The sequence below is a fragment of the Streptomyces sp. NPDC005408 genome (assembly GCF_040606445.1).
Classification (GTDB): domain Bacteria; phylum Actinomycetota; class Actinomycetes; order Streptomycetales; family Streptomycetaceae; genus Streptomyces.
Genome location: NZ_JBEXEX010000001.1, coordinates 181,213 through 203,554, shown reverse-complemented (window position 1 = coordinate 203,554; position 22,342 = coordinate 181,213). Strand labels below are relative to the sequence as shown.

Genomic DNA, 22,342 nt, shown 5'->3' with positions numbered 1-22,342 from the left:
TCAGCCTTCCTGCTCGGACGCGGCTATGACGGCCAGCGCCTTCTTGTCGACTTTGCCCAGCGGCGTCAGCGGGAGTTCGGCCACGTACCGCACCACGTCGGGCAGCTTGTAGTCCGCGACGCCGCGGGAGTGAATGGCCTGCTTGAGGTCCGCCAGGGCCAACTGCTCGCCGTCCGGGACGAGATACGCGCAGATCCGCTCGCCGAGGAACTCGTCGGGTACGCCGATCACGGCGGCCTGCGCGATCGACGCCAGCGCGAGCAGATGGTCCTCGACCTCGCCGGCCGAGATCTTGTCGCCGCCGCGGATGATCATGTCCTTGATGCGGCCCTCGATCACCAGGTCACCGTCCTCGGTGAGCCGGGCGAGGTCACCGGTGCGGTAGAAGCCGTCCTCGGTGAACGCGCGCTTGTTGTACTCGGGCACCCCGTAGTAGCCGCGCAGGGTGTACGGGCCGCGAGTGATCAGCTCGCCGATGGAGCCGGCGGGAAGCACCCTGCCGTCCTCGTCGACGATCCGCAGCTCGTCGGCGTCCGAGATCGGCTTGCCCTGGGTGGTGAGCACCGACTCGGCCGGGTCGTCGGGCCTGCTGAAGGTCAACAGCCCCTCGGCCATGCCGAACACCTGCTGGAGCGAGCAGCCCAGGGTCGGCGCGATGCGCTCGGTGAACTCGCGTGTCATCCGCGCCCCGCCGACCTGCACAAGGCGCAGGCTGCTCAGATCGTCCTCACTCCACTCGGCGGCCTCGAGCCACAGCTGCATGATCGAGGGCACCATCGAGGTGACGGTGACGCTGTGCTGCTCGATCAGCGGGAAGCAGTCCAGCGGATTGGGGGTGTCGGCCAGGACGACGGTTCCGCCGGTCTGGAAGGTGCCGATCACTCCGGGGCAGCCGTACGCGAAGTTGAACTCGACCGGCAGCACGGCGAGATAGGTGTCGCTGCTGGTCAGCTCGCACACCTGAGCCGCGCGCTTCGACTGGTAGACGTAGTCGTCGTGGGTGCGCGGGATCAGCTTTGGCAGCGCGGTGGTCCCGCCCGACAGCAGGAAGAACGCCACATCGGCAGCGTCGGGTTCGGGCAGCGGCTCCGGTTCGGCGTTGGCGAGCTCCAGCTCGGTCACCGCGACGAAGCCCTCGCTCTTCTCGCCGAGCACGAACAGCGTGCGCAGCTCGGGGGACTCCGCCTGGATCTCCAGCGCCATCTCGCGGTGGTCGAACCCGCGGTGGGTCTCCGGCAGTACGTAACCGGTGGCTCCGCTGAGTTCGACGAGGTGGGAGATCTCGGTGGAGCGGTGCGCGGGCAGCGAGAAGACCAGCTTCGCGCCGATACGCATCAGGGCGAAGGCGATCGCCACGAACTCCGGGACGTTGGGCAGCTGCACCACGAGCCGGTCGTTCTCGCGCACACCGTGCGCCGCGAACCCGGCGGCCAGCCGGTCGGCCCACTGGTCGAGTTCGATGTAGCTGATCCGGCGGCCGCCGTGCACCAGCGCGGTGGCGGAGCCGTACCGCCGCGCGGCGCCTCGCAGCAGCGCGCCGAGCGTCTCACCGCGCCAGATGCCCTGCTCGCGGTAGCGCTGTGCGACATCGGACGGCCAAGGAGTGCATCCGGCAAGCATTCAGGAGCTCCTACTTGGATTCGGGTGCGGATTCGGTGATGCGTACGACGGCGGCGCCGGCCTCCATGCCGGTGCTTGCGCCGATCAGCAGTACGTGATCGCCGGGCTTGACCTGGCCGGTGCGCCAGACGTGCTCAAGACCCAGGAACAGGTCGGCCGCGCCCGTGTGCCCGATGGTGTTGACGTACTCCCAGACGGCCTTGTCCTCGTCGACGTCCAGCGGCAGCAGGAACATCGCCTCCAGGGCGGGCCGGCCGAAGCCGACGTGGCAGACCTTGGCGACCTGATCGAGCGTCAGGTCCGCCTCCTTGAGCGTGCGCTCGGCGATCTCGGCGACCTTGTCGCCGAAGTTCTTGATCGGCGGGGCCTGGCCCGCCGCCCACTGCTCACGGACCTTCTGGGCCCGCTCGCCGAAGTTGAGGCCGCGTCCGCGCGTGACACCCGGCGGGAAGAGCTCCTCGCCCGCCCGGTGGAGGATCTCCATCGAGGAGTCGGACAGCGAGCCGACCGCGAGCAGCTCGGCAAAGCCGCTCCGCCGCGAGAGCACCACCGCGGAGCCTGCGTCGGCGAGCACGAAGAGACCGGAGGCACGCCACCGCTCCAAGCCCGGAGTTGAGTAGTTGTCGCCCGTGGTGATCAGGGCGGCGTCATGGGTGGGGTTGGCGGTCAGCCGGTTGGCTGCCACCTCCACGGAGGCGAGCATGCCGAGGCAGCCCTGCTTGATCTCCACGGCGGGCACCGGGCGGTCGACGGTGTTGTTGAGGATGTAGTGCACCGCCGACCAGCCGTCGGGGCCCTGGTGGTGGGTGTAGCTGTGCAGCAGGATGCCGATGTCCTCGGGCCCGTGGCCGGATCCGGACAGCGCGGCCCTCGCCGCCTCGATCGCCATGTCGGGGGCGGGTGTCGACTCGCTTACGGCCACGGAACGCATGCCGGACTCCTGCCGGCTCGCCTCGTCGTACAGGCCTTCCGCGACCGCGCGCTCGGCCGGGTACAGGGGCGGCAGATGGCTGCCGATCCCGGCGAGATACAGGTTCTCGGTCCTCATCGCGCCGACTCCTTCGTGGGGTGGATGCCTTCGCGGCAAGCCAACACGGTGGCTGAACGGGCCTCATGAGTAGGCGCTACTCAATCGGACGTATTAGACACTGTCTAACAAAGGGGTTGGGTAAGGGTCCCCTGCGCAGGGGATCCGCTCCCCGCCGGCCTGGGCCCCGTTGGCTGATTTGAGTAGCGACTACTCGGGCCCGGGCTCGAACCGCGGTGTGTGCTGGGCGGGTAGCCGCCGCGTGCCGTCCGCCCGCGGCCCCCGGCACAGACGAGGAGATCCGATGTCGTGGTCGCGTCCGGAACTGGGCGACTGGTCAAGTACCGCCGAACTCACGCAGCTGCAGCGGGCGGAGTTGCCGCGGGTGCTCGCCCAGGCGATGCGCTCGCCGTTCTACGCCGCCCGCCATGACGGCCGCAGCGTGCCGCGCGACGCGGAGGACTTCGCCGGCATCGAGCTGACCACCAAGCAGGATCTGCGCGACCAGTACCCGTTCGGACTGCTCGCGGTGGACCGCGAGAAGCTGGCCACCTACCACGAGTCGAGCGGCACGGCGGGGGATCCCACCGCCTCGTACTACACCGACGACGACTGGGCCGACCTCGCCGAACGCTACGCACGCAAGTGGGTCGGCATCACCCCGTCGGACACCTTCCTGGTGCGCACGCCGTACGGCCTGGTGATCACCGCGCATCTCGCGCAGGCCGCGGGACGGCTGCGCGGCGCCACGATCGTGCCGGGCGACGCCCGTTCGCTCGCCACCCCGCTGCCCCGGATGATCCGCGTCATGCGGGCCCTGGACGTCTCGCTGACCTGGTGCAACCCGACCGAGATCATGATGCTCGCCGCCGCGGCGAAGGCCGCGGGGCTGCGCCCGGACCAGGACTTCCCCGCCCTGCGGGCGATGTTCACCGCGGCGGAACCGCTGACCGAGGTGCGCCGCCGCCGGCTCAGCGAGATCTGGGGCGGCATACCGGTCGTCGAGGAGTACGGCTCGACCGAGACCGGCACCATCGCGGGACAGTGCCCGCACGGCGCCCTGCATCTGTGGGCGGACCGCGCGATCTTCGAGGTGTTCGACCCCGAGACCGGTGCGCTGTCGGAGTCCGGGCGCGGCCAGCTGGTGGTGACCCCGCTCTACCGCGAGGCGATGCCGCTGCTGCGCTACAACCTCGCCGACGACGTCGAGGTGTCCACATCGGAGTGCCCCTGCGGCTGGAAGCTGCCGACGGTCCGGGTGCTCGGGCGGTCGGGGACCGGCTATCCGGTCGGCGGCTCGACCGTCACCCAACAGCGGCTCGAAGAGCTGGTGTTCCGCCTCCCAGGGGGTTACGAGGTGATGTTCTGGCGGGCCATGGCACACGCGGATGTGCTGCGCGTGGAGTTCGAGGCGCCGGACGACAGTCGCGACCAGGCGGTCAAGGAGCTGGCCGAACTGATCGACCGGGAGCTCGGCGTACCGCACCGCATCACCGGACTGCCGCTGGGCACGCTGGTGCCCCGCGAGGCGCTCACGGCGCAGCGCGACATCCTCAAGGCCCGCTATCTGTTCGGCGAGGGCGAGGACTGGGACAAGGCGGTCATGTACGCATGAGCCGCCTCCCGCTGCCCGCCCGCGCAGGCCTCCGGGCGCGCCCCGCCGATTCCGGCCGACTTCTCCTTGTCCCGTCGCCGTCCACCGTGGACGACGCCCGACCCGTAAGCGGTGACCCCCATGGTGAGTGAGTTGACCCCCCTGCCGCCGGCCCCCGAAGACCGGACTGCCATCGTCGGCATCGGCTGCCGCTTCCCCGGTGGCGCCAACTCGCCACAAGAACTGTGGGAGTTGCTGATGGGCGCGGTCGACGCGTCCGGGCCGATACCCGAGGACCGCTGGGCGCCGCAGCGTGCCCAGTCGCGCGAGAACGCCGCGGTGCTGTCGCGGGTGACCTCCAACGGCGCGTTCCTGGGCGACATCAGCGGTTTCGACGCGTCCTTCTTCGGTATTTCGGCCACCGAGGCCCGCCAGCTCGACCCGCAGCAGCGGATGGCACTGGAGGTGGCCTGGGAGGCGCTGGAGCACGCGGGCATCCCCGCCTCCACTATCGCGGGCAGCGACACCGGCGTGTTCGTCGGCGTCGGCACCGACGACTACGGCCGCCGGCTGCTCGAGGACCTGCCCGGAGTCGAGGCCTGGACCGGGATCGGCTCCTCGCTGTGCGGTGTGCCCAACCGGATCTCGTACACCCTCGATCTGCGCGGTCCGAGCGTGGCCGTGGACACCGCCTGCTCGTCGTCGCTCGTGGCGCTGCACCAGGCGTGCGCCAGCCTGCAGCGCGGCGAGGTGCCGGTCGCTCTCGCCGGCGGAATCATGCTGATGGCGGGCCCGGGGCTGACCACCGTGCTCGACATCGCCGGGGCGATCTCGCCGGACGGCCGCTCCAAGGCCTTCGACGAGGCCGCCAACGGCTACGGCCGTGGCGAGGGCTGCGGCATCGTCGTACTCAAGCGCCTCGCCGACGCCGAGCGGGACGGCGACCGCATCATCGCCCTGGTCCGCGGCAGCGCCGTGCACCAGGACGGCCGCACCGACGGCATCATGGCGCCCAGCTCCTCCGCCCAGGCGCATCTGCTGCGCAAGGCGTACGAGTCGGCAGGCGTCGCGCCGCACGAGGTCGACTACGTCGAGGCGCACGGCACGGGCACCAAGGTCGGCGACCCGATCGAGGCAGCCGCGCTCGCCCAGGTCGTCGGCGACCGCGCCCCCGGACAACGTCCGTGCCTCATCGGGTCAGTGAAGACGAACATCGGGCACTGCGAGGCGGCGGCGGGCATCGCCGGGCTGATCAAGACAGCGCTCGCCATGCAGTACGGAATCATCCCGCCGACCCTGACCGTGGACGGTCCGCGCAAGGACATCCCGTGGGCGGAGTCCGGGCTCAGCTTGGTCGGCGAGGCCACGCCGTGGCCGGAGACCGGCAGGCCGCGGCTCGCGGGAGTGGCCAGTTACGGCTACGGCGGCACGATCGCGCACGCCGTGCTCGAGCAGGCTCCGGTCGCCGATGAGCCCGAGCGGACTGAGCAGAGCGAGTCGGGGCTCACCGCCTACCCCCTGTCATCGGCGACGGCACCCGGGCTCGCCGCGCAGGCCGCCCGGCTGGGCGAGGCCCTGCACGCGCACACGCTCCCCGATGTGGGGCACACCCTCGCGCACCGCCGGGCCCACCTGTCCGCCCGCGCCGTCGTGGTCGCGGCCGACCGGGCCGAACTCGCCGACGGCCTGGGCGCGTTGGCCGAGGGCGAGACTCATCCCGCCCTGGTCACCGGCGAGACGTCCGGCCCGCCGCGCCTGCCCGTCTGGGTGTTCTCGGGACACGGCGCGCAGTGGTCGGGCATGGGCCAGGACCTGCTCGCCCAGGAGCCGGTGTTCGCCGCGGCCATCGACCGGCTCGGCCCCATCTACGCCGAGGAGTTGGGCGTCACCCCGCGCGAGGTGCTCAGCAGCGGTGACCTCGGCTCGGTCGACATCATCCAGTCGATGCTGTTCGCCATGCAGATCGGCCTCGCCGAGGTCTGGCGCCGCTACGGCGTAGCGCCGGGCGCGGTGATCGGGCACTCCGTCGGCGAGATCGCCGCGGCGGTGGTGGCCGGAGTGCTGTCCGAGGACGACGGCGCACGGCTGGTCTGCCGCCGCTCGGGACTGCTGCGCAAGGTGGCGGGCCGAGGCGCGATGATCATGGTCGACCGGCCCTTCGACGAGGTGCAGGAGGCAATCGGTGCCACCGACACCCTCTGCGCGGCCATCGCCGCTGCTCCCTCGTCCACCGTCGTCGCCGGTGACATCCCGGCCGTGGACGAAGCCGCCGAACTGTGGGGCGAACTGGGCTGGACGGTACGCAGGGTCGACTCCGACGTCGCTTTCCACAGCCCGCACATGGACGCGATCAGCGGTGACCTCGCGGCCGCCGTCGCCGATCTGCAGGCCGGGCCCGCACAGGTGCCGCTCTACCTCACCGCGCTCGACGACCCCAGGTCGAAGCGTCGGCAGGACGCCGACTACTGGGCGGCCAACCTGCGCAATCCGGTGCGCTTCAAGGAGGCGGTCCAGGCCGCCTTCGAGGACGGCCACCGGCTGTTCCTGGAGATCTCCGCACACCCCGTGGTCGGCCACTCCATCAACGAGACCCTCTCGGGCGCCGGGGACACCCTGGTCACGCCCAGCCTTCGCCGCAACCGCCCGGAGCGGACCACCCTGCTCACCTCGCTCGCCGCACTGCACTGCCAGGGCGTCCCGGTCGACTGGTCGGTCCTGCAGCCCTCGGGGATCCGCACCGAGCTGCCCACCACCGCCTGGCAGCACGCCCGGCACTGGGTCGACGCACGGAGCGGTACCGAGTCACCTGTGGACACCCTGCTCGGCACCGAGACCGGGGTGCACGGTTCCAGGCTGCGGGTCTGGCAGACCACACTCGACCTGCGTACCCGGCCCTACCCGCGCCGCCACCCGGTGCTCAGCACCGAGATCGTCCCGGCCGCCGTGCTGGTCAACACCTTCCTCACCGCGGGCCGCACCGATGTGCTGACCGATCTGCGGCTGCGCCAGCCGGTCGTGGTGCCGGAGCAGGAGACGCGAGAGCTTCAGATCGTCCGCGACGACACCGCGCTGAGTCTCGTCTCCCGCCGGCTCGGCGCACCCGACTCGGCCTGGTCCACCCACACCCTGGCCACCGTCGGCGGGGGAGAGCCGGCCAAGCCGGTACGCATCGGACAGACCCCCGAGACCCTCGACCCCGGCCATGTCATCGAGCGGCTCGCCGAACTGGGCGTCGCGGACATGGGGTATCCGTGGCGGATCGAGGAACTGCGCCGCGGCGAGGGCACATTGACCGCCACCGCGAGCGCCGAACTGGACCGCAGCTGGGCCGCCGTCCTGGACGCCGCCCTCTCCATGGCCTCGGTGATCTTCCCCGGCCCCGGTGTGCTGCGTATGCCTTCGTACGTGGATCAGGTGACCCGGACCGGGCTGCCGCCGCGGACGGCGACGATCTCGGTCCGGCTCGACGAGGACCACCCGACGACCGTGCACGTCGACATCCGCGGTGAGGCCGACGGCGCCGAGTCCGTACTCACCCTGCGCGGGCTGCGCTACAGCGAGCTCGAAGGCGACCTGTCCGGGGAGGAGCAGAGCACCGGCGGCCGCTTCGAACTGGACTGGCAGCCCTTCCCGGTGGACACCGCCGCGCACACCACGCTCCCGGACCGCACCGTGCTGGTGCTCGGCCCGGCCGGCCTGGCCCGTGCGCTGGTCCCCGCGTGCGCCGAGCACGGTGCGACGGTCAGCGTCGACCGTGCCGAACTGGACAGCGCCGACCATGTGCTGTTCGCCCCGCACGCCATACCCGCGGCCGACGTCGCCGTGGCCTTCGCCGAACTGGTCGGCGCGATCGCCGCGCTGCCCGGCCGCAAGCCCACGCTGTGGTGCCTGACCACAGGGGTACGGGACGCGGCCTCGGCCGACGAGCTCAACCACGCCCCGCTGTGGGGCATGGGCCGGGTGGCCGCGAGCGAACACCCTGAATTCTGGGGCGGCGTGGTCGACCTGCCCGCCGGGCCGCTGGAGGAACTGCCCGCCGGGCTGCTGCTGAGCCTGCTGCACCTGCGCCCGGCCGAGCCGGTACTCGCCGTCACCGACGGCGAGGTGCGGGTGCCCCGGCTCGTACCTGCCGAACTGGCCGAGGACAGCGAGGCGTTCACCTGCCGGGCCGACGGTACGTATCTGATCACCGGCGGTCTGGGCGTGCTCGGCCTGGTGCTCGCCGAGCACCTCGCCCAGCGCGGCGCCCGCCGTATCGTGCTCCTCGGCCGGACCGCGGTGCCGCCGCGCGCACAGTGGTCCGACGACGACCCCCGGGTCGCCGCGCTGCGCCGACTGGAGGCCGCCGGAGTCACCGTCACCACCGTGGCCGCCGACATCACCGACCCCGGCGCCACGCGGGCCGCGCTCGACGCGCTCCAACTGCCGCCGATCCGGGGCGTGGTCCACGCTGCGGGCACCGTGCACAGCGCGCTGCTGCACCGGCTCGACGCCAGGCATCTGCGCGATGTCATGCGGCCCAAGGTGGACGGCGCGCTCGTGCTGCACGAGCTGTTCCCGCCGGGGTCGACGGACTTCTTCGTGCTGTTCTCCTCCTGCGGCCCGCTGCTCGGACTTCCGGGCCAGGGCGCGTACGCGGCGGCGAACGCCTTCCTGGACGCACTGGCCGCGCACCGGCGGGCCGCCGGGCACGAGGAGTCGGTGAGCATCGCCTGGACCAGCTGGCGCGGTATGGGCATGGCGACGGCGGCCTCGGCCACCGATGCCGAACTGGCCGCGCGTGGCACCGCGGACATCGCCCCCGACCAGGCGCTGCGCGCGTTCGACCAGACGGTGGGCCGTGCGCCGAGCGCGCTGGTCACCGTACTGAGCCTGCTGCGCGGCCACACCGGCCCGAGGCCCGCCCTGCTGGCGGAACTGGCCCAGGCCGACGCGTCCCAGCCCGCCGAGGTGCCCGACTGGGTCGGTCTCAGCGGGGACGAGCTGGCCGCGTATCTGCTCGACGACGTACGCCAGCGGGTCGCCGTAGTCCTCGGCGTCCAGCCGGCGGCGGTCGGCGTGCACCGCCCACTCACCGAGGCGGGTGTCGACTCCCTGCTGGCGACGGCGGTGAGGGTCGCGCTGGAACGGGATCTGGGGGTGGCGCTGCCGGCGACGCTGCTGTGGAACTACCCGACGGTGAGTGAGATTGCGGGGTTCTTGGCGGGAGTGCTGGGGGAGGGTGTCGCTAACGCGGACGCCTCGGACCGGGCCTCCGCCTGACTGGGGGCCGACCCCCGACCGCCCGCCGGGGCGGAGCCCCGTACCCATGGGGCTCCGCCCCGGACCCGTTGCGCCTGCGGCGGGCTTTCCCCTACCCGCCGCTTCCCGCTGTGACACTTTGCGGCTCCGCCGCGTGGGGGGGCAGGCCCTCAGACCCCCGGAGGCGCTCCGCGCGTGTTCTCGAACGCCGGACGGACTGAATGTGCGGCCGAGCCCCGGCGTACAGCTCGCGTCAGGTCTTGAGCAACGCCTCCGCGCCGTCCAGTGACCGTTCCACCGTCAGTTTGAAGAACGCCAAGTCCTGCGCCGCCAGATCCGCCGGGTCGTCGCTCGCGACCGCCTGCGCACCCGCCGCCGCCAGTCCGGGGCGCGTCTTGTCCGCCACGAACGCGGCCATGGCGCGCCCCATTTCCGCGCGCGCCGCGGGGAAGTAACTGTCCCGGTCGTCCTCGACCGCCACCAGCATGAACGCGCTGTTGAGCAAGTACCGGTAGATCTCGGTCGCGTGCTCACCGAACCCCGCGCCCAGCAGCACCTTGATGCCGATGTCGATGGTCGGCAGCGCGGACGGCACGTTCGGGCCGACCAGGACGAGACGGCGCGCCACACCCGGGTACTGCCGCAGCACGGCGCGCCCTTCGAGCATCAGCGCGCTGAACCAGTCGCGCCACGGCACGTCCACGTCGGGCACGGGAATACGTGCGATCACCCGGTCGGTGACCGCCATGACCACCGCCTCGCGGTCGCCGACGTGATGCGCGACCACGCCCGGCCAGACATCCAGCTTCGTGGCGATCTGCCGGATCGACCAGCCGTCGAGTCCGTGCTCGGCGGTCAGTTCGACCGCGGCATCGATGATCTTGTCCGCCGTGATGGGCGGCAGGCCTGCCGATGCTCGAGAACGGCGGCGGGGCGCTGACCCAGACATGACTAAAAACCTAACGCTGAGGGGGTGTGACCGAAGCGACTTGACGCCCGGCGACCCGCAGGGCATAGAGTCAGCCTAACCTATTAGTCACTGTCTAAGAGATGCCCGCACAGACCGCTCGTCACCGGTGCCGCGTCCTGCGGGCACCGGCCGTGGTGCAGCAGTGAACTACCCGGCCACCGGCCGACCCGACCGGCAGGCCGATGCATTTGTCCCTTTTCTGTCCCGGAATCTGAGAGGCTCCGCGTCATGCGCAAATGGATGCCGCTGCTGGCGGTTTGCCTTGGCACCTTCATGCTGTTGATCGACGTGACCATCGTCAGCGTCGCCCTGCCCCAGATGACCGACTCGCTCGACGCGTCGTTCTCCGATCTGCAGTGGGTGGTCGACGTCTATGTGCTGGTCCTCGCCGCCCTGCTGATGGCGATCGGCTCGCTGTCCGACCTCAAGGGCGCCCGGCAGGTCTACCTCGTCGGCCTTGCCGTCTTCGCCGTCGCATCCCTGGCCTGCGGCCTCGCGGACAACAGCGGTCAGCTGATCGCGGCTCGCGGTGTTCAGGGCCTCGGCGCCGCGGCGATGTTCGCCACCAACACCGCCCTGCTGGCAAGCAATTACCGCGGCCGTGACCGCGGTATCGCGTTCGGCCTGTGGGGCGCTGTGAACGGCGCCGCCGCGGCCGCCGGACCCATCCTGGGCGGACTGCTCACCGAGCACCTGAACTGGCGGTGGATCTTCCTGGTCAACCTGCCGGTCGCCGTGCTCGCGCTGATCGTCGGCCGCAAGCACCTGGAGGGCTCGGCCACCCGCACCGACCGCCGTATCGACCTGCCCGGCACCATCGGCTTCACTCTGATGGCGACTCTGCTGATCTTCGCCCTGATCCGCGCGGGCGACGACGGCTGGGGCGCGAACATCACGCTCGCCCTGTTCGGCGGTGCGGCGATCGCGCTGGTCGCCTTCGTGCTCGTGGAGCGCGGCAAGCGGGATCCGATGCTGGACCTGGCCCTGCTGCGTACGCCGTCGTTCGGCGGGCTGATGGCGGGAGCCGTGGTGTTCAGTGCCGCGGCCTTCGCCAACCTGGTGTTCGTCTCCGTGTGGGCGCAGTCCGTGCTCGACCTCAGCCCGGTCAAGGCGGGTCTGATCCTCACGCCGCTGAGCGGAATGTCCTTCCTGGCCGCCGGGTTGGCGGGCCGGTTCCTCGCGAGCGTCGCCCCGCAGTGGCCGATCGGTATCGGCCTTCTGCTGATCGGTTCGGGCACGCTGCTCGAGATGCTCGTCACCGGCGACTCGGGCTGGACGGCGCTGCTTCCCGGCATGATCGTCACCGGTATCGGCGTCGGTATCGCCTCGCCGACCCTCGCATCGGCCGCGCTGGCCGCTGCGCCGGCGAGCAGGGCGGGCATGGCCGGCGGTGCGGCGAACACGTTCCGTCAGCTCGGCTTCGCGGTCGGTATCCCGGTCGTGGGCGCCATCCTGTCGGGCGTGGTGGGCCGCAACCTCGACGACAGCACGTCGTTCTCCGGGGTCGGCGAGGCGGCCGAACTGGTCACCAGCGGTCAGGCGTCGAGCGTGGTCGCCTCTCTCCCCGAGCAGTCGCGGGCCGCCGCCACCACCGCGATCGAGGACGCCTGGGCTGCGGGACTCGACCAGGTCTTCCTGATCAGTGGTGTCGCGGCCGCGCTGGCGGGAGTGCTCGTCCTGGTACTGGTGCGCCGTTCAGCCGAGCAGCCGGATGCCGGAATTCCCGAGCACGACGGGCAGCCGGCGGCGGCGGAAGGTCCGCTTCGGACCGCCTGATCGTGGTGCGTGGGTCCGCCGGTTGCCGGCCGGCGGACCCAGGGAATTTGGTTGAGGGTTCGACTGGATTCCTACGACGCCACAGTTCATGGTCACTTGGTGTCAACACCCTGGGGCCGTGTTTCGTAAGAGAGTTGGCAATTACAAAATCGGAGTCTTCGCTTCCGCGTAATCTTCACAATAGAGTGACCGGTGGCGAGGCCGCATGCCAGTCCTATTCGAACTGGCGTCGCCAAATGCGCTTGAAGGGTGGGGGGATGGTTGAGGATTGCCAGGGGGGACGGCCTGAGGGCCGCACGCATCAAGGCAGGATTAACACAGGACGAAGTAGCGCGAAGGGCCGAGATCAGCGTAAGGACCGTTCGCCATATTGAACGTGGACAGGTGCAGAATCCGCGCCATGAGACCTTGGCCCGGATGGCCGAGGTGGTCGGATACGACTACGAGGCCGCAGCCCCGGGCCGTGAGTCCGATACGGAGCCGCGGCCGGACCAGCCCGGATTCCTCTACGAGATACGCCTGTTGGGGCCGCTGACGGTCCTGTGCACGGGGCTGCCCGTGGCCATGCCGCTGAAGCAGCGGGCACTGCTCGGGCTGCTGGCCGTACAGCCGGACCAGACCGTGAGCCACGAAGAGATAGCGGATGTGCTCTGGAGCGGTGAAGCGCCGCCCGCGTACCAGAAATTGGTGCACACCTATGTGGCGCGGCTGCGCCGCCTCATCGAGCCGGGGCAGGGACGTCACGGGGGCAGAAGCACCCGCCGGATCAGCACCGTGCGCGGTGGGTACGTCTTCAACAGTAGAGGCGTTGAGCTGGACCTCCGTCAGTTCGAGGAGCGCAGCGCACTGGCCTCGCAGACAGCGGCAGCCGATCCGATGGCCGCACTCGAACTCTTCGGACAGGCCCTGCGCGGCTGGCAGGGGCGGCTGCTACAGGATCTGTCCCAGCTGTGGCAGCACCCCGCCGTCGTCAGGGTGGCGCAGCGGCACATCGATGTGGCCATCGAATTCGCCGATCTGGCAATCCGGTTGAACCGTTCCGCCTTCGCGGTCGAGCATCTCAGGGTCGCGTCGTACGAGGAGCCGCTGCACGAGGCACTCCAGGCGCGGATCATGCTTGCGCTCGCCGGGTCCGGGCGGCGGGCGGCCGCACTGCGACTCTTCACCGAGCTGCGGATGCGGCTGAAGAAGGAGCTGGGCGTAGAGCCGAGCGAAGAGATCTGGCAGGCGCGGAACGCCATCCTGATGCACGACGGCCCCGACGGGCGCACCGATCCGGCTGCCCTGGAACCGCCCTGTGCGGTGACGGTGCAGGGGTACGGCACCGCCCGTGACTCCTGGCCCGCGCCCCCGCCGCCGCCCCGCATGCCGGCAGAATCCGATTCCCGTCCCCGAAGTCTCGCTCCACCGGCACAACTTCCGCCGGTCATCACGCCTTTCATAGGGCGCCAGGAGCAACTGGCGGTACTGGACGGCCTTCTGTCGCACCAGCGCAAGGGGCACCCCTGCGTGGGCATCGCCGCCATCCACGGACCGCCCGAGATCGGGAAGACCGCACTGGCGGTGCGCTGGGCCCATCACCGGCACGAGGAGTTCCCCGACGGGCAGCTCTACGCCGATCTGCAGGGCAGCGCGGACGCCTCGGGCCGGCCGGTGGATCCCTGCACGGTGCTCACCCGCTTCCTGCGCTCCCTCGGTGTGCCGGACACCTGGATACCGGACACCCAGGAGGAGGCGGCCGCCCTGTTCCGCAGCCAGCTCGCCGGCCGCCACTTCCTGGTCGTGCTGGACGACGCGGCGGACGCGGCGCAGGTCCGTGCCCTGCTCCCGGGCACTCCGGGAAACCTGGTGCTGGTGACCAGCAGATCGCCGCTCATGGATCTGGTGACCCGCGAGGGCGCCCAGACCATCGCCCTCGACGTCCTGTCGGCGGCGGAGTCGTACGCCCTGATCGAGACCCATCTCGGTCCGGAGCGTACGGCTGCGGAGCCCGAGGCCACGGCCGAACTGGCGGCGGTCTGCGGGCAGTATCCGCTGGAGCTGCGCATGGCCGTAGCCAGGCTGGCGGCGACACCGCACCTCTCGATCCACGCACTGGTCGCCGAACTCGCGCGAAGGGCGGCGGACCATTCCTATGCGCTGCGCTCCAAGCAGTCGGTGACCTCGAGCCGGGCACGCAATGGAGGGCACGGCCGCTGGCCACGGCTGACATGACCGCTGACAGCCTTGCGCGAGGCTGACAGGACGTCTCTTCCCGTCTTCTCCCACGGAAACACCGCAGCTCAGCACGGGAATTCCGCACAGTGCAGGCCGAAGGATTCTTTACCCACAGGTAAATCGGCCTTTGGCGGTGCGGAGTTCGGTTGCCCGGACAGGGGCTCAGACCTATGGTCAAAGCTCGCGGGTCAAGTCCCGATTAGTGGCCGGTTTCCGGCCCTTGCTGATGAATTTTTGCGCCTCCATGTGTGAGGCGCCCTTACGGGGAATGCCAAGCGTCCCCCGTAAGGCGTGCAATAAGCCGTTGGGAGAGGATGGGAAATGGCGAACGTTACGGCCGAAGAAGCCCAGAAATGGCTGATCGACGAGATCGCACAGCGCCTGGGTGTGGAGCCGACAGAGGTTCCGGCCGACCAGTACTTCGACGAGCTCGACCTGGACAGCACCCAGGCGCTCATCATCGCCGGTGAGATGGAGAGCTGGCTCGGCTTCGAGCTCGGTACGACGGCGCTGTGGTACCACCCGACCATCGAGGCCCTCGCGGCGCACATCGCCGAAGAGAGCGAGCAGCGCACCGCCGCGGCGTAGCGGAGGTGGCGCCGGGCCGGTCGCACTGGTCGGCGCCGCTCGACAGCGCGACCGGCCCCGTCCGTATGCCGGCGCCCTGAATCCGTACAGCCGGTGCCGGCAGGCCCCAAGGGCCTCGTCCCGCGGGACGGGCCGTGTCAGCCCCGTCCGCCGTCCCGTGGGACGAGACGCCCGGCCGGCGGAACCCGAACGGCCTTGCCGAGCACGCCGCATCGCACCAGGCGTCCCCGCACGACGCTGACCCGGTCCACCGCCCCTGACAGCGGCGCGCGCCGCTCGCTCGCGCCGCCGGCCCGAGTGCCGAAGGCGCCGAGACCGAAGTCCCTGTTCGCCCAGATCCAGAGAGACTTGCCGTGAACTCATCGCAGGAATCCGACCTCGACCGTCGGCTCGCCCGGGACCCCATCGCCATCGTCGGCCTCTCCGCGCTCTACCCCAAGTCCAGCAACGTGCAGGACTTCTGGGCGAACGTCGTCTCGGCCGCCGACTGCATCGACGATGTGCCCGCGGACCACTGGGACGTCGACGAGCACTTCGACCCCGACCCCTCGGTGCCCGACAAGACGTACTCCAAGCGCGGAGGGTTCATCCCCGACGTGCCCTTCAACCCGCTGGAGTTCGGGCTTCCCCCCAACACCCTGGAGGTCACGGACGTCCTCCAGCTGCTGAGCCTGGTGGTGGCGCGCGATCTGCTCAAGGACGCGGGAGCCGACCAGCCCTGGTACGACGCCTCGCGCACCGGCGTCATCCTCGGCATCACCGGCGCCAACCAGCTCACCCAGCCCCTCACCGCGCGACTCCAGAGCGGAGTGCTCAAGGAGGTCGTCCGCAGCTGCGGTCTGTCCGCCAAGGACGCCGAGGAGATCGTCGCCAAGTTCCGTCTCGCGTACGCGCCCTGGGAGGAGAACTCCTTCCCCGGCATGCTCGGCAACGTGGTCGCCGGCCGGGTCGCCAACCGGCTCGACCTCGGCGGCATCAACATGACGATCGACGCCGCCTGCGCCAGCTCGCTCGGCGCGGTCCGCGCCGCCGCCAGCGAGCTGCTCGAAGGCCGCTCCGACACGATGCTGGTGGGCGGCTGCGACGCCGAGAACACCATCTTCATGTACCTGTGCTTCAGCAAGACGCCCGCGCTCTCCAAGTCCGGGCGCATCCGGCCGTTCGACAAGGACGCCGACGGCACGCTGATCGGTGAGGGCATCGGCATGCTCGCCCTGCGCCGCCTCGCCGACGCCGAGCGCGACGGCAACCAGATCTACGCGGTCCTGCGCGGCATGGGCACCTCCAGCGACGGCCGGTTCAAGTCCATCTACGCCCCCCGCAAGGAAGGGCAGATGGTCGCGCTGCGCCGCGCGTACGAGGACGCGGACTGCGCGCCGGGCAGCATCGAACTCTTCGAGGCGCACGGCACCGGCACCGCCGTCGGTGACGCCACCGAGCTGAGCGCCCTGTCGGCCGTGGTCTCCGACGGCAACGAGAGCCGTCAGTACGCGGCCGTCGGCAGCGTGAAGTCGCAGATCGGCCACACCAAGGCGGCCGCCGGCGCGGCCGGTCTGATCAAGCTGGCGCTCGCGCTGCACCACAAGCTGCTGCCGCCCACCATCAACGTGGACGAGCCCAACCCCACCATCGACTTCGACTCCGGCCCGTTCTACGTCAACACCGAGGCGCGGCCCTGGATCCGTGACCCGGAGCGGCCCAAGCGCCGCGCCGCCATCTCCTCCTTCGGCTTCGGCGGCACCAACTTCCACATGGTCCTCGAGGAGCACGGCGACGGCGACGACCTGCAGGTCAGGTACCCGGTCGCGGCCGTGCACCTGTGGCACGCCCCGGACACCACCGCCCTCACCGACGCCCTCGCGAGTGGTGCGCCCGCGACCGGAGGCCCGGCCCCCGACGGCCACGCCCGCGTCGCGCTGGTCGCCCGCACCGAGGACGAGCTGAAGACGCTGCGCGAGCTGGCGCTCGGCGAACTGCGTGCGCGGCCCGAGGCGGACGCGTGGTCGCACCCCAAGGGCGTCCACTTCCGCCGCAGCGCCGCACCGGCCGCCAAGGTCGCCGCGCTCTTCGCCGGTCAGGGCAGCCAGTACGTCAACCTCGGCCAGAGCGCCGTCATGGCGCTGCCGCCGCTGCGGGCCGCCTTCGACCGGGCCAACCTGCACTTCGAGGGTGCCGAGCCGCTGTCCCGTATCGCCTTCCCGCCGCCGCTGTTCGGCGACGCCGCACGCAAGGCGCAGGAGACAGCGCTCCAGGCGACCGCCTACGCGCAGCCCGCGATCGGCGCGCTGTCGGCAGGGCAGTTCCGCTATCTCTCCGAACTCGGCTTCGCCGCCGAGGGGTTCCTCGGCCACAGCTTCGGTGAGCTGACCGCACTGTGGGCCGCGGGCGCGCTCGACGACGACGCCTTCTTCGCGCTGGCGCGAGCCCGCGGCAAGGCGATGGCCCCGCCGCCGGAGACCGGCTTCGACGCCGGTGCGATGGCCGCGGTCTCCGCTCCCGAGGAGCGCGTGGCCGAACTCCTCGCCGACCGGGCCGGTCTGGTGGTCTGCAACCGCAACGCGGCCGACCAGATCGTGATCGGCGGCGGCACCGACGAGGTGGAGCGCTTGGTCGCGGCAGCCAAGGACGCGGGCCTGCGCACCAGCCGCCTGCCGGTGTCGGCAGCCTTCCACACCCCGTTCGTCGGCCACGCGGTCGACGCCTTCCGCGGCGATGTGGAGCGCGTCGAGGTCGGCCTGCCGAACGGGACCGTCTTCGCCAACACCAAGGGCGCGGTCTACGGCGACGACATCGCCGCCAATCGCAAGGTCCTGGCCGAGCAGCTGATCAACCCCGTCGACTTCGCCGCCCGCGTGGAGGAGATGTACGCGGCCGGGTTCCGGGTCTTCGTGGAGTTCGGCCCCAAGAGCGTGCTCACCCAGCTGGTACGCCGGATCCTCGGCGACCGCGAGCACACCGTGGTCAACCTCGACGCCGGTCCCGGACGCGACGCGGACGTCGCACTGAAGCAGGCCGTCGCCCAGCTCGCGGTCCTCGGCCTGCCGCTGGCCACCGCCGACCGCTATGTGGCGGCACCGGTGCAGAACGGGCCGACCAAGGGGATGTCGATCCTCCTGAACGGCATCAACTACGTCTCGCCCGAGCGCAGGGCGGCGTACCGCGACGCGATCGACAACGGCTACCGCATCGCCGCACCGGCACATTCAGCCCCTCCGGCGCTTGAGGACCGGGGCCCGGGGCGGAGCCCCGGCGGACCGGCGGTCGCATCGCCTTCGGCCCCCGCCCCGGCGGTCGCCCACGCCCCGGCGGTCGCATCGCCTTCGGCCCCCGCCCCGGCGGTCGCCCACGCCCCGCGCCCCGCCCCGTCCCCCGCCCCGGCGATCGCGGCCGCCCCGGCTGCGGCCAGGACCGGCACCGCCCTCGCCACCGCACCCGCTCCCGTTCAGGCGGCGCCCGCACCCGCCCCCACTCCCACCGTCATGGAGACAGCCCACGTGGACAGTGACCGCCTGGCCGATCTTGTGGCCGACCATCTTTCCCTGCACGACGACTACCTCAACGGCCAGCTGCAGAGCGCCGAACGCCTCACCGGTCTGCTGGAGCGCGCCGCCGACCAGGGGCAGCTCGGCCAGGTACTGGCCGGGGTCAACGCCGTCAAGGAGCACGGCCTGGACATCGGCCGCAGCCACCTGCGGGCCAACGAGATCCTGCGGGATCTGGCCGGCCTGGAGCTCGGCAACGCCCCCGCGCCGGTCCGCGAGACCGCCCCGCAGCAGGTCGCAGCGGCCGCCCTCGCGACGGCCCCGCAGCCGGTGACTCCCGCTCCGGTCCCGGCCGCCCTGACGGCAGCCCCGGCCGCGGCTCCCGCCGCACCGCAGGCGCTGACCGCCGCTCCGGCCGTCGCCGCCCCGGTCCCGGTCACTCCGGCCCCCGCTCCGGCGGCGGTGGTTGTTGCCAAGCCTGCGGTGGATGTCGAGGCGGTTCTGCTGGAGGTGGTCGGTGAGAAGACCGGTTACCCGGCGGACATGCTTGAGCTGGACATGGACATCGAGGCGGATCTCGGTATCGACTCGATCAAGCGGGTCGAGATCATGGGCGTGTTGCAGGAGCGTCTGGGCGAGACGGTTGCTGCCGGTCCCGAGCAGCTCGGTGAACTGCGTACCCTGCGCCACATCGTTGACTTCATGGCGAAGGCCGCGGGTTCTGCTTCCGCTCCCGCCCCCGCTCCGGCGGCGGCGGTTGTTGCCAAGCCTGCGGTGGATGTCGAGGTGGTTCTGCTGGAGGTGGTCGGTGAGAAGACCGGTTACCCGGCGGACATGCTTGAGCTGGACATGGACATCGAGGCGGATCTCGGTATCGACTCGATCAAGCGCGTCGAGATCATGGGCGTGATGCAGGAGCGTCTGGGCGAGACGGTTGCTGCCGGTCCCGAGCAGCTCGGTGAACTGCGCACCCTGCGCCACATCGTTGACTTCATGGCCGAGGCCGCGGGCACCGTCGCCGCCCCGCAGGCCGCTGCCGCCGCTCCGGCCGCTGCACCGCAGGCCGCCGCCGCCCCGGCAGGTCTCGACGCCGCCGGTGTCGAGGCAGCGCTCCTCGAGGTGGTCGGTGAGAAGACCGGTTACCCGGCGGACATGCTTGAGCTGGACATGGACATCGAGGCGGATCTCGGTATCGACTCCATCAAGCGCGTCGAGATCATGGGCGTGATGCAGGAGCGCCTGGGCGAGACGCTCTCCGCCGGACCCGAGCAGCTCGGTGAACTGCGCACGCTCCGCCACATCGTGGATTTCATGGCGGGCGGCGCTGACACGTCAGTCGCCGCCCAGACCTCCGCGCCCCAGGCCGCCGACCCGGCCGCCACTGAGCCCGCCGCCGAGAAGACCCCCGCCGGTATCGGCCGGGCCCAGGCCGCGCTGGTCACCCTGGCCAGCCCCGACCTGCTGGTCGGCGCCTACCAGGAGGGCTCGGGCGCGCTCGTCGTGGACGACGGTGCCGACCTCGCACCGGTCGTCGTCAGCCGCCTCATCGAGTCGGGCCGCCACGTGCACGTACTGCGGCTGCCGGGCGTGGCCCAGCGCATCAGCGGCGTCAAGGACCACTCCCTGTCCGGCTGGGGAGTCACCGAACTCGCCGAGCGCATGGAAGAGATACTCGCCGACCGGATCAGCCTGGTCCTCGACCTCTCCGCCGCACACGGCACCGACTGGACCGAGGGAGTACGCCGCCTCGCCCACACGCTGCTCGTCGCGAAGCACGCGGTCGAGCCGCTGAACACCGCGGCCGCCACGGGCCGGGCCGGCTTCGTCACCGTCACGCGTCTCGACGGCGCGTTCGGCCTCGGCGGAGTCGACGAGGAGCTCGCCCCCGCCGGCGGTGTGGCGGGCCTGGTCAAGACCCTGGCGGTGGAGGCGCCCCAGCTGTTCACCCGGGCCCTCGACCTCGCTCCCGCCCTCACCCCGGAGGCCGGTGCGGCCCTCATCCTGAACGAGGTCCACGACGCCGTCACCGACACGGTGCAGGTGGGCCACGACGGTTCGCGCCGGGTCGGACTCACTCTCGCCGAGCAGCCACTGACCGGAACGCGCGCCGACATCGCAGCGCTCACCTCCGACGACGTCCTGGTGGTCACCGGCGGCGGGCGCGGCATCACCGCCGACTGCGTGATCGAGCTTGCCAAGCAGTACAAGCCGGGACTGCTGCTGCTGGGCCGCACCCCGCTGGACGACGAGCCCCAGTGGGCGCGCGGCGTCGAGGCTCCCGGTCTGAAGGCCGCGGCCGCGGGCCAGTTGAAGGCGGCGGGCGAGAAGCCCACCCCGAAGCGCGTCGAGCAGCTCTACCGGGCCGTGGTGGGTGCCCGTGAGATCAGTAAGACCATCGAGGACGTACGGGCCGCGGGAAGCCAGGTCGAGTACCTGGCGGTGGACATCACCGACCCGGCCGCCGTGGCCACCGCCCTCGCGCCGCACAAGGACCGCATCAGCGGTCTGGTGCACGGTGCGGGTGTCCTGGCCGACCAGCTCATCGCCAACAAGAAGGCCTCCGAGATCGAGCGGGTCTTCGCGCCCAAGCTGGCCGGACTGCGCGCGGTGACCGCCGCACTGCCCGCAGACGCCTTGCGCCATGTGGTGCTCTTCTCCTCGGTGGCCGGATTCTTCGGCAACCGGGGCCAGTCGGACTACGCCATGGCCAACGAGGTCCTGAACGCCTGGGCCTCCTCCTGGAAGCAGCGCCACCCGGCCGCCCGCGTCACCTCGCTCAACTGGGGTGCCTGGGACAGCGGAATGGTCTCCCCGGAGGTCAAGGCCGTCTTCCAGGAGCGCGGCATCGTACTGATCCCGGCGGACACCGGGGCCCGGATGTTCACCGAGCAGTTCGCCCCTGAGCACGCCGGCGACGTGGTGACCGTACTCGGCCCGACGACGCCCCTCTCGGAGCCCGAGCGGACCGCCGTCACGGCCGCGGTCACCGTCGAGCGCAGCCTCGGCGAGCTGGCGGGCGACCCCATCGTCACCGACCATGTGATCGGCGATGCGCCGGTGCTCCCGGCGGCCGTCGCGCTCGGCTGGGCGATCGGCGCGGTCGAGCGGGCCGGTGCCACCGAGGTGCGCCAGGTCCGGGACTTCTCGGTCCACAAGGGCATCGTCTTCGACGGTACGCAGCCCGAGCAGGTCAGCCTGACGACGACCCCGGCCGGGGACGCCGTCCAGGTGGCCATCCGCGCGACCGACGCCGAAGGAGTCGCACGACCGCGTTACGCGGCCGTCGTCGCCCCGGGGACCACGCTCGCCGATGCCACGGTGAACGGACTGCCGGCGCTCGGCTCGGGCCGGGACGCCGCGGGCTTCTACAGCGACGGCACTCTCTTCCACGGACCGGCCCTGCGCGGTGTGCGCCGGGTGCTGGCCGAGGACGAGTCCCGGCTGGTCCTCGAGTGCGCGCTGCCCGAACTCCGGCCCGCCGGAGGCGCCTTCGGGGGCTCCCGCTTCGCGCCCGGTACGGCGGACCTGCTGCTCCAGGCGGGCCTTGTGTGGGTGAGGCTGTTCCGCGGCACCGCGGGGCTGCCCCTCTCCGTGGGCCGGGCCGATCTGCACCACCCGCTGCCGGACGGTGAGACGTTCCTGATCGTGGTGGAGCCCGCTTCGGCGGGCAACGGATCCGGTGCCTCGCTCACCATCACCGCCTGCGCCCCCGACGGACGGGTGCTCACCCGCTTCGACGGCGTATCGGTGGTCTCGGCCCCGCAGTTGGCGGCCAAGTTCATCAGCAGCTGATTCCGCTTCGTAGCTGACGCAAGCGATCGGGTCGG

General features: G+C 71.2%; 9 protein-coding genes. 6 read left to right on the top strand and 3 right to left on the bottom strand.

Annotation, left to right across the window (positions count from 1 at the left end; genetic code table 11):
- Complete coding sequence (locus ABZS64_RS00835) at nucleotides 1-1,620, bottom strand: AMP-binding protein (protein ID WP_355821635.1); 1,620 nt, start codon at nucleotides 1,618-1,620, stop codon at nucleotides 1-3.
- Between the two features lie 10 nt (nucleotides 1,621-1,630).
- Entirely contained in the window at nucleotides 1,631-2,668 is a 1,038-nt protein-coding gene (locus ABZS64_RS00830; protein WP_355821633.1) for a ketoacyl-ACP synthase III family protein, read from the bottom strand.
- A 283-nt stretch (nucleotides 2,669-2,951) separates the two neighbouring features.
- Here ABZS64_RS00830 and ABZS64_RS00825 point away from each other — a divergent pair, with 283 nt between their 5' ends.
- Nucleotides 2,952-4,262 carry an AMP-binding protein gene (locus ABZS64_RS00825; RefSeq protein ID WP_355821631.1) on the top strand — a complete coding sequence of 437 codons (1,311 nt, stop codon included), beginning with the start codon at nucleotides 2,952-2,954 and terminating at the stop codon, nucleotides 4,260-4,262.
- 120 nt (nucleotides 4,263-4,382) lie between these two features.
- Nucleotides 4,383-9,503 carry a type I polyketide synthase gene (locus tag ABZS64_RS00820; RefSeq protein WP_355821629.1) on the top strand — a complete coding sequence of 1,707 codons (5,121 nt, stop codon included), beginning with the start codon at nucleotides 4,383-4,385 and terminating at the stop codon, nucleotides 9,501-9,503.
- Nucleotides 9,504-9,735: 232 nt separating this feature from the next.
- Here ABZS64_RS00820 and ABZS64_RS00815 read toward each other — a convergent pair whose 3' ends face one another.
- Nucleotides 9,736-10,431 (bottom strand): helix-turn-helix domain-containing protein, encoded by a 696-nt coding sequence (locus ABZS64_RS00815; protein WP_355821627.1) that lies wholly within the window; start codon nucleotides 10,429-10,431, stop codon nucleotides 9,736-9,738.
- A 249-nt stretch (nucleotides 10,432-10,680) separates the two neighbouring features.
- Between ABZS64_RS00815 and ABZS64_RS00810 the strand changes: the two genes are divergently transcribed.
- From ABZS64_RS00810 to ABZS64_RS00795, 4 genes are all read left to right on the top strand, one after another.
- Nucleotides 10,681-12,228: an MFS transporter gene (locus ABZS64_RS00810; protein ID WP_355821625.1), complete on the top strand. Its 1,548-nt coding sequence runs from the start codon at nucleotides 10,681-10,683 to the stop codon at nucleotides 12,226-12,228.
- Between the two features lie 249 nt (nucleotides 12,229-12,477).
- Nucleotides 12,478-14,442 (top strand): BTAD domain-containing putative transcriptional regulator, encoded by a 1,965-nt coding sequence (locus ABZS64_RS00805; RefSeq protein WP_355821623.1) that lies wholly within the window; start codon nucleotides 12,478-12,480, stop codon nucleotides 14,440-14,442.
- 324 nt (nucleotides 14,443-14,766) lie between these two features.
- Nucleotides 14,767-15,033, top strand: a complete 267-nt coding sequence (locus ABZS64_RS00800) for an acyl carrier protein (protein ID WP_355821621.1) — start codon at nucleotides 14,767-14,769, stop codon at nucleotides 15,031-15,033.
- 353 nt (nucleotides 15,034-15,386) lie between these two features.
- Nucleotides 15,387-22,307, top strand: coding sequence for an SDR family NAD(P)-dependent oxidoreductase (locus ABZS64_RS00795; protein ID WP_355821619.1), 6,921 nt, complete (start codon nucleotides 15,387-15,389; stop codon nucleotides 22,305-22,307).
- Nucleotides 22,308-22,342: the final 35 nt, after the last annotated feature.

Bases quoted from the DNA above. Each gene is read 5' to 3' on its own strand.
- ABZS64_RS00835 (WP_355821635.1), bottom strand. From the start codon at position 1,620: ATGCTTGCCGGATGCACTCCTTGGCCGTCCGATGTCGCACAGCGCTAC.
- ABZS64_RS00800 (WP_355821621.1), top strand. From the start codon at position 14,767: ATGGCGAACGTTACGGCCGAAGAAGCCCAGAAATGGCTGATCGACGAG.
- ABZS64_RS00810 (WP_355821625.1), top strand. From the start codon at position 10,681: ATGCGCAAATGGATGCCGCTGCTGGCGGTTTGCCTTGGCACCTTCATG.
- ABZS64_RS00815 (WP_355821627.1), bottom strand. From the start codon at position 10,431: ATGTCTGGGTCAGCGCCCCGCCGCCGTTCTCGAGCATCGGCAGGCCTG.
- ABZS64_RS00830 (WP_355821633.1), bottom strand. From the start codon at position 2,668: ATGAGGACCGAGAACCTGTATCTCGCCGGGATCGGCAGCCATCTGCCG.
- ABZS64_RS00820 (WP_355821629.1), top strand. From the start codon at position 4,383: ATGGTGAGTGAGTTGACCCCCCTGCCGCCGGCCCCCGAAGACCGGACT.
- ABZS64_RS00825 (WP_355821631.1), top strand. From the start codon at position 2,952: ATGTCGTGGTCGCGTCCGGAACTGGGCGACTGGTCAAGTACCGCCGAA.